We start from the raw sequence: 7,541 nt of genomic DNA, 5'->3' as shown, positions 1-7,541 counted from the left end.
TAAGGGGAGGCATACAGCCACCTCCCCCTGACAATATTAAATTATATCACAGCTAAAGCTAAAAAAATCAAAGTGTTTGACTTGTATTACAAAAATCTGCCGGTTAATATCCAACAATATTTTCATACAATCAACCAGTTAGCCCGCATATATTCTGTAATCAATATCTTTGAATATTCCATCTACCCACTCCAATGTCTCCAATTCTTTTGGGTCAAGACTATTGCTGTGGAGTTTTTCGAACAGGTCGTTGAACCTTTTGATGTGCGTTTTTGTCCTGTTTGCCGCATATTCTACTGTGGTTCCTGTTGTTATAATGAAAGCCCAGTCGCTGGATTGAGCTAAAAGCAACTCCCGTGCCATTTGGTTCAGGGCTCTGATCTTCAATGTGTCTTTTTCTTTGTAGTATTCTCTTGCCAGTTTGATCATCTTCTCTATCATTTCATCAAGATGACGGTAAATCCAATCGTTTTTCCCGTTCAACCATACTTCGTTATAGCCGTTGGCGCCCCAGGTAGAGGCAGCCGGGGTGACTTCTTGTACTATGTCAATAGCATTGATCACCTCGGGTGGTGTTGCGGGATTTAGCTCCTTTATATCAACAATGGCTCTGAAAAATTCCTCAATGAAATATGGTCCTTCAAACCACCAGTGACCATAGAGTTCCGCATCAAAAGGTGCAACAATAACTGGTTCTATTCCTCCAAGGGTTTCAAAAAGCCTTTGTACCTGTTCCTTCTTTTTCATGGCAAAGTCATGTGCATGCTCCTTTACTGCCTGCATAGCTTCGTCAATATCGTAATAATCCTTTTGGTTTAGACTCACTTTCTTAGATGTTATCTTGTGGTACTTGATTCCTGTGTTGTGCCTTTCACCACTTGGGTCAACATACGGTGCAACATACCAGTCTTCGCGATCAAAGCCAACATCTCTGTAAAATTCTCTGTATCGGCTATCGCCGGGATATCCAATTTCGGCGCTCCAAACCTGCTGGCTGGATTCAGGATCTCTCGCAAAGGCGAAAACACCTGAAGGAGTAATCACAGGCCTATATACCCCATATCTTGCAGCTGGATCGGAAAACCATAAAGCGTGTGAATCTACAAAGAAGAAAGAAAGATCGTGTTTTCTCAAAAACTCATCTACTCCGGGGGTGTAACCGCATTCAGCGAGCCAAATCCCTTTTGGCAAGATTCCTGTATGACTTCGATATGTCTCGATACCTATCTTAATCTGCGCATTAACCGCTTCCGGGTATCTTGCCATCAAGGGCAAAAAGCCGTGTGTCGCATTGCATGTAATTATTTCAAGATTTCCACTGCGTTGGAATTCCATAAAAGCCGAAACAATATCTCCATTTATCGATTCGTATAATTCCTTCAGTGCTTTAAAGTCATCAAGATAGAATTTCGCCATTTTGTGCTTTTTGGGATGTTCTGCGGCAGTCCTCTTTACTTCCTTTTCTGAGAGTTCAATGAGCTTGGTGAGATGGGAGAGATATTTTCTTTTCAAATCAGGGTTAGAAAGCATTTCCATAAGTGGTGGGGTAATACTCATGGTGACTTTAAAGGGGATATGGTCCGACTTTAACCTCTTGAAAACCCTCAATAAAGGCAGATAAGTTTCATTTATGGCTTCAAAGAGCCATTTTTCTTCCATGAATTCAGAAAAATCCGGGTGGTTGATATAAGGTAAATGGGCATGAAGTGTAAGGACAAAATATCCATTACTCATGCATAGCACCACCACTCATATGAGTTTCCAAATATTTCACAAATTCTTCCGATGAAGGATTCATAAAACTGGTAGTAAGTGTACCGATGTTCTTTTCAGAAAAATGTTTTTCACCATTGCCTACAACAATTACCTTTGCTTTTCGTGTAGAGAGATCAATCCATTTTTCCCTTTCAGTAAATTTTGGATGATCAGAGGGTGTCCTCACAAGATTGGAGCGGAACAAAGGAAAGAATTTACCTGATTCATAGTAACCTATTTCAGCCAGATAATCGGCATCTGAAAAATCAACTTCGAAATACCAATTTCCTTCACAAGCTGAGATACGCATTTCCTTTATTCTATGAGCGTTGTTGCCATCAAAAATGATGTTTGTAACATCGTAGAGTCTCAATGTAGCTTCACTTGCAAGAAGCTTTTGTCTCGAGTTAGAGGAAAAATCCCAATATGCATGAATCCATCGTGGATTTACAGGAAGGAGAACAAGACGGTCTTTTCCATAACTGCTGGGAAGATCAAAGTCCATTGGTAGTGAAGGATGAAGCCGTTCTTCACCATTATGCTGTGATGAGGTAACAGACGAAGTAATTTCTAACGTTTCCAGCTCTTTTTTTAGTAGCTTCAATAAATCGCGCTTTTTCATAGTGCGTTTGATCCTCAATCCCAGCATTTTAGCGAACTTTCTTATTTCCTGAATACTGGGCGAGGAATCGAGAAACTCTTTTAGTTTGCTTTGGTCCATAATAATCCCTCCCATGCCAAGCTATTACAAGCTATATTATATAATATCATAGCATGAGAGGTGATTACAAGTGGATATATGCGAAAATCGACCATTATTTTTGATTTTCTTTATGAGACAACCTTAAATCCTATAATTCCATTAATTTTTCCTCGACAAAGCTCGCCATAAAATCGCCATCTACTTTGAACTGAGAACCCGTATCCAGAACTTTTACTGTGGCAAGGTTTTTCTCGATCTCTTCTTCTCCGATAATAACAACTATTTTTGTCCCTATTCTTGAGGCATGTTTTAATCTGTTTCTGAGGTTGCGTTCCATTACATCTACGAAAACGGAGATATTCCTCTTCCTGAGACGTCTCGCATATTCAAAAGCAAGGGTAAAAGCATTTTCTAACATAGGCAAAACGGCAACAGAAGCGATTTCTTCTGTCTCAGGTTTGATACCCATACTTCTCAGCACCATTATTATTCTTTCAATCCCCGCTGCGAAACCAACAGCCGGGATAGCTTTCCCGCCAATATATTCAACGAGGCCGTCGTAACGTCCACCACCGATTATCTGGTTTTGACTCCCCAACGATTCGGCCCTTATTTCAAATGCCGTTTTTGTATAGTAGTCAAGCCCTCTGACTAATCTGGAATCTATCTCAAAATCTATGTTATTTGCCTTCAGTAATTCTTGAAGTTCGTTAAAGTGCTTTGAACATTCATCGCAGAGATATGAATGGATGGATGGTGCTTTAGCGGCCACTTCGCTATCAACCTTGCAGTCGAGAAGGCGCATTATGTTGGTATCATAACGTCTTTTACAGTCTGTACAAAGCCCGTCGATTTTATCAGCATAAAAATCTCTGAGAGCTTGCTTGTAATTCGGGCGACATTTTTCGCATCCTACCGTGTTTATGTAGAGTTTCGCATCATCTATTTTCAACCTTTTCAGAAGGCTCATGGCAAATTCTATTACCTCATAATCTGCTGTGGGATGTGAAGAACCGAGAGTTTCTATACCAATTTGATGAAATTGCCTTAGCCTGCCAGCTTGGGGTCTTTCATACCTGAACATTGGTCCCATGTAATAGAGTTTCATAGGAGCGCCAAGATTTATAAAACCGTTTTCTACAAAAGCCCTTGCTATACTTGCAGTACCCTCTGGCCTGAGAGTTATGGATCTCCCGCCTTTGTCTTCAAAAGTGTACATCTCTTTTTGTACAACATCTGTGGATTCACCTACGCTACGCTTGAAAAGCTCTGTTGCTTCGAAAATAGGTGTTCTAACCTCTTGAAAGGCGTATAGTCTGGTGACTTCTCTTACAGCACTTTCAACATAATGCCAATATTTCATCTCCTCCAAATAAATATCCTGAGTTCCTTTTATCCTCTTAATCATGTGCTTCCCTTCAGCTTTCTTTGACTTCTTTCTGTTGTGAGCGCGAGCTTTGCATCTTTTATCATTTTTGTGATTCCATACACTATTACCAGAAATTCCAGGCGCCCCAGAAACATCCCCACAGTTTCGGCCCAAATTATACCAAGTGGAGCATCAGGACGGGTTATACCCACTGAAAGCCCAACTGTACTCAAAGCTGACGCGTACTCAAAGGCGGAGTCAGCAAGAGAGTATCCGTAAAAAGAAATTACCGCTGTACCAACTCCAAACGTCAGGAAGTACAAAGAAAATATTATCAAAATTTCTTTAACAAGGTTAGAATCTATGTATCTCTTGTTCTCTCCCTTCCAGATTTCTGTTCTTACCACAGCGCTTCTGGGGAGGAAGAATTCTTTTATCTCCACTCCGATTAGTTTTATAAGGGCGTACAATCTGTATTGTTTGAGACCACCGGAGGTTGAGTCCATGTCGCCCCCGAAGATCATTAATAGGGTCAACAGGTACAGACCGGCAAAAAAACCTCTTTGGCTCCAGCTGGTGAAGTCAACCGTTGAAAAACCTGTGCCGGTAAGGGCAGACACAGCTTGAAAAGTAGCATGCCTAAAAGATTCCGAAGCATGGCTAAAAAGGTATCCAAAGGTTGAACCCATTAGCAAAGGAGTAAAGAGAAGGACGGTGATTCCCATTAATTTAGGTTCTCCGTTTTTTGACAAGGCCTTGAAATTTCCTTTCCAGAGTGCATAGTGAATTCCAAATCCAGTAGTTCCCAAAAACATGAGGATTATAATTACCATCTCTATTGGCACGCTGTTGAATTCGCCAATTGATCCTGCTCTTGTAGAGAATCCACCTGTTGCCAACCCGGTGAGGGAATGGTTAAAAGCATCAAACCAGCCCATTCCTACGATTCTAAGTGCGATTACTCCGGCTATCGCGTAGCTGAAATAAATAATTAGTATTCGCCGAACGGAACTCTTGACATTCGGCACAAGATTGTCAACCCTACCTTCAGCGTGGTAGAGTCCAAAACCACCTGGCCCTACGATAGCTGACATCATGATAATCGCAAAGCCTGCACCGCCAAAAAACTGCATCAAGCTTCGCCATACAAGGAATATCTTTGGAATTTTCGTCACATCTACCAACGTGAGTCCTGTTGTTGTCCAGCCACTGGTGGATTCAAATACAGCCTGTGAGAAGTCAAGAATACCTGCAAAAATAAAAGGCAAAGCGGAAAAAATTATTCCGAAAACCCAGGCAAAGACAACAATGATCGCTCCTTCTTGAACAGAAATGGGTGTCCCTGGTTTCACCTTTAGCCAATACTTAAAAGCAAAGCCAAAAGCCAAACTCACAAGAGCGGAGGCCAAAAAGAAGAGACTGTCACCCCATTCCTCGGGATACCAGAAACAAAACAAAACCGGGATCATTAGTATAAGAGGAAAGTATATGAACAAATTGCCAATATAGCCAAAAACAATTTGATAACGCTTTTTCAGACTGTGGATATACATTTACACCTCTCCCAGCAACGATTCGAAAACGGAGGACTGAACAGTAGGTTTGCTGAGAACAATTAATTTGTCGCCACTTTTGATTATGGTATCCCCACGGGGGATAATCGCTTCCCCAGCTCTAATAATGGCCCCTATAACACTTTCTCGTGGAATTGCAAGTTCCATAACCCTTTTACCTACAGCAGGTGATTGTTCCTCCATTTCGATCTGAAAAACAGCTATCTGTTCAAATGATGGAATGAGGTTGGTAATTTGTTCTTTGAAAATCCTCTCTTCAATTGCCTGGGCGAGTATATTAGTGGGACTTACAGTGGTTCCAATTCCCAGTTTTTTGAAAGCCGCTTCGTTGTCAGGGTCATTGATCAAAGCAAGGGGATTTTCAATGCCGAAAACCCTCTTAGCGATTAAACTCGCCACCAGATTATCCTGATCATTTGGTGTAAGTGCCACAAAAAGATCCTTTGATGTTATTTCAAGTTGTTCAAGGACATGCCTTTTACTTCCATCTCCTGTGATAATAATAGCCTTTTTTAGCCTTTTTGCCAGTCCTTCATTGAGCTTTTCGTCTTTATTAACGAGCACTACTTGATAACCTTTATTCAATAGCCTTCTGGCTAAGTGATAAGCTATATTCCTTCCACCGATTAAGAAAACTTTCAACCTTCATCACCACCAATGAACCCCAGAGTGTTCTGTATTTCTTTGACAGCTAAAAGGGTGGGGCAGATGATTTCTACGCCGAATTCCGAAAACATGTCTATGTTGTTAGGATCGTAAACACGTGCTATAACTCGCGGAACTTCAAAATACTCCTTAGAAATCAACGCAGTCATTATATTGGTGTTGTCGTCCGGGGTTAATGCAAGCACCACGTCGGCTTTTTCAACCTTTGCGGTCTCAAGAGTATCTAACTCTGTCGCATCTCCTATGATTGTAAAGCCTGTGAATTCAAAAGATAGGGAAGAAAAAGCTTCTTCTCTTCTATCCACGACAACTACGCTATTACCCTTCGAAGACAGCCAGTTCGCAATACCAGAGCCAAGCCTACCACACCCAAAAATCACTATGTATAATCCTTTGCTTTTTTTCTTATTGAGAACTGGCATGGTCAATTTTCATCTCCTGAATCGATTTTGATGAGAAGTTCCCTTGCTTCTTTATAATCCGGGTCAAGGGCAAGCGCAGCCTTCAAATGTCGTTTAGCCAATTCTTTATTCCAGGAAAAGGCAAGCAGTGCGAAAAGGTAGTGGGGCACAGGAGAATTTGGAAAATTCGCGAAAAGCCTTGAAACGAGTTTACTGGCCTGAAGATTTTTCCCCGCTTCTACGAAAGAAATCACTTCCTTCTTTTTCTTCAAAAGGGTATCGGTGCTCATATAACATTTCTCGAAACTTTCGATAATCTCTGTTGGAGTAAAAGGCTTTGTGATAAAATCACAGATTCCATGCTTAAATGCTTCGATGATCGCTTCTGCTATGGTTATTTCAGAAACGACTACAATAGGGAAAGAATACAATCTTTCTTCTACTATTTTGATGAGTTCAAGTCCATTCATTTCTGGTAATCCAAGGTCTGTAAAAAGTAAATCAGGTGGTTCCTTTTCTATTACCTTTAGTCCTTCCTCAGCTGTTGCAAAGGTTGTCACTTCATGCTTTTGCTCTTCCATAATCATTTTGATTAGGCGCCTGATACTCGATTCATCATCTATCACGTATATTTTTGCCATGGTTTCACCTCCATAGACACAAAAATATTACCACAATCATAGGCTCCAATATAAAATATGAATCGCACGATTTCAAATACTACCAGTATAAGGCGGTTTTAGTTGTAAGCTTTCTTGACATAATCATTAACGAAAGAAGCGATCAATCCGGAGATTACAAGTGGAAAGTTTACAGATTGCAGATTTATGTTGCAATAACCCTCGATTTTCCCGTTTAGCCAGAAAGCGAGAACAAAGAGGATTTGAAACAAAGCAAGAAGGTAAGAAAAATAACTTCCAATAAGGAGATGAGCCTTCCTCCTTTTTGGGTAATCACGACTTTCGAGCAAGCCATAAAAATAAACCAAGGCGTTTATAAAAATTATCACACCAACCAGTAAAAAGAGCCAATTTCTTTTCATGGTCCCTCCTTCCAGAAAAAATCGATAAGCA

At 40.8% G+C, this 7,541-nt stretch carries 8 protein-coding genes; all 8 read right to left on the bottom strand.

What is annotated here, in order from left to right:
- Positions 1-138: 138 nt before the first annotated feature.
- Positions 139-1,734 (bottom strand): glycoside hydrolase family 57 protein, encoded by a 1,596-nt coding sequence (locus AC3LHT_RS01610; protein WP_488661764.1) that lies wholly within the window; start codon positions 1,732-1,734, stop codon positions 139-141.
- Positions 1,727-2,476 (bottom strand): DUF4912 domain-containing protein, encoded by a 750-nt coding sequence (locus AC3LHT_RS01605; RefSeq protein WP_290646981.1) that lies wholly within the window; start codon positions 2,474-2,476, stop codon positions 1,727-1,729. The genes AC3LHT_RS01610 and AC3LHT_RS01605 overlap by 8 nt, the downstream gene beginning before the upstream one ends.
- Positions 2,477-2,606: 130 nt before the next feature.
- On the bottom strand, positions 2,607-3,866 hold the full coding sequence (gene hisS, locus AC3LHT_RS01600) for a histidine--tRNA ligase (protein ID WP_488661763.1): 1,260 nt from the start codon (positions 3,864-3,866) through the stop codon (positions 2,607-2,609).
- Positions 3,863-5,380 (bottom strand): TrkH family potassium uptake protein, encoded by a 1,518-nt coding sequence (locus tag AC3LHT_RS01595; protein WP_488661762.1) that lies wholly within the window; start codon positions 5,378-5,380, stop codon positions 3,863-3,865. The genes hisS and AC3LHT_RS01595 overlap by 4 nt, the downstream gene beginning before the upstream one ends.
- Complete coding sequence (locus tag AC3LHT_RS01590) at positions 5,381-6,043, bottom strand: NAD-binding protein (RefSeq protein ID WP_290646984.1); 663 nt, start codon at positions 6,041-6,043, stop codon at positions 5,381-5,383.
- Positions 6,040-6,489 (bottom strand): potassium channel family protein, encoded by a 450-nt coding sequence (locus AC3LHT_RS01585; RefSeq protein WP_290646985.1) that lies wholly within the window; start codon positions 6,487-6,489, stop codon positions 6,040-6,042. The genes AC3LHT_RS01590 and AC3LHT_RS01585 overlap by 4 nt, the downstream gene beginning before the upstream one ends.
- Before the next feature lie 2 nt (positions 6,490-6,491).
- Entirely contained in the window at positions 6,492-7,109 is a 618-nt protein-coding gene (locus tag AC3LHT_RS01580; protein ID WP_290646986.1) for a response regulator, read from the bottom strand.
- 98 nt (positions 7,110-7,207) lie between these two features.
- On the bottom strand, positions 7,208-7,541 hold a 334-nt coding region (locus AC3LHT_RS01575; protein WP_488661761.1), incomplete at its 5' end, for a hypothetical protein.

This window comes from Kosmotoga sp. (assembly GCF_982836095.1).
Note: the sequence above shows the minus strand (reverse complement) of the source record. Positions and strands in the feature narration are given on the sequence as shown.

Bases quoted from the DNA above. Each gene is read 5' to 3' on its own strand.
- AC3LHT_RS01585 (WP_290646985.1), bottom strand. From the start codon at position 6,489: ATGCCAGTTCTCAATAAGAAAAAAAGCAAAGGATTATACATAGTGATT.
- AC3LHT_RS01605 (WP_290646981.1), bottom strand. From the start codon at position 2,476: ATGGACCAAAGCAAACTAAAAGAGTTTCTCGATTCCTCGCCCAGTATT.
- AC3LHT_RS01610 (WP_488661764.1), bottom strand. From the start codon at position 1,734: ATGAGTAATGGATATTTTGTCCTTACACTTCATGCCCATTTACCTTAT.
- AC3LHT_RS01580 (WP_290646986.1), bottom strand. From the start codon at position 7,109: ATGGCAAAAATATACGTGATAGATGATGAATCGAGTATCAGGCGCCTA.
- AC3LHT_RS01595 (WP_488661762.1), bottom strand. From the start codon at position 5,380: ATGTATATCCACAGTCTGAAAAAGCGTTATCAAATTGTTTTTGGCTAT.
- hisS (WP_488661763.1), bottom strand. From the start codon at position 3,866: ATGATTAAGAGGATAAAAGGAACTCAGGATATTTATTTGGAGGAGATG.